Below are 602 nucleotides of genomic sequence, written 5' to 3'. Positions count from 1 at the left end.
AAAGTCAGGATTAAACATGGACGCAAAATTGCTAGCGGAGCATATCGTAAAATCGAACCAAGCTATGGAAGTGCTCTTTCGTGAAAAACATCATGAAGCAGCTCTCATTTTGCTTTATTCATGGGTTGACCGTCTATCGTGGCTTGCAGTAGATAAAGAGTTTTCTGATGGCAGTGATTTTAAGGCTTGGCTTAACAAGTACTTGTTTGTAAATGGCCACTCTTTTAATTTTAATGCCAACGACTTATGGGCCTCAAGGTGTGCTTTACTGCATACTGGCACATCCGAAGCAAGGGATGTCAAAAGAGGTAGAGCTCGATCTGTTTTTTACTACGGTGGGCAAATAGAAGTAACCGCTAAAAATCCTAGTGAGCAAGTATATGTAAGTGTTGGTCAGCTCCATGTTAGCCTAATTAAAGCATCTCAAAAATTTTTGCAACATTTAGAAAAACAGCCTGCTGAACTAGAGTTAGCTAATGAAAAGCTAGGTAAAATCATGAGCCGAACGACAGACTTTTAACAAGCGCTTCAACAAGGACAAATACTGGTTGGCTCCTACGCTGCGCTTCGGATTATAGCCAACCAGCATTTGCCTGTTAAGC

General features: G+C 41.0%; 1 protein-coding gene. It reads left to right on the top strand.

Features of this window, described 5'->3' with window-relative positions:
* A partial coding sequence (locus AC1EU2_RS18755) for a hypothetical protein (RefSeq protein WP_480299799.1) occupies window positions 1–520 on the top strand: 520 nt, incomplete at its 5' end.
* Window positions 521–602: the final 82 nt, after the last annotated feature.

This window comes from Parashewanella sp. 2304DJ23-3 (genome assembly GCF_056591695.1).
The sequence above is the reverse complement of the archived record's forward strand: the minus strand, read 5'-3'. Positions and strand labels throughout refer to the sequence as shown.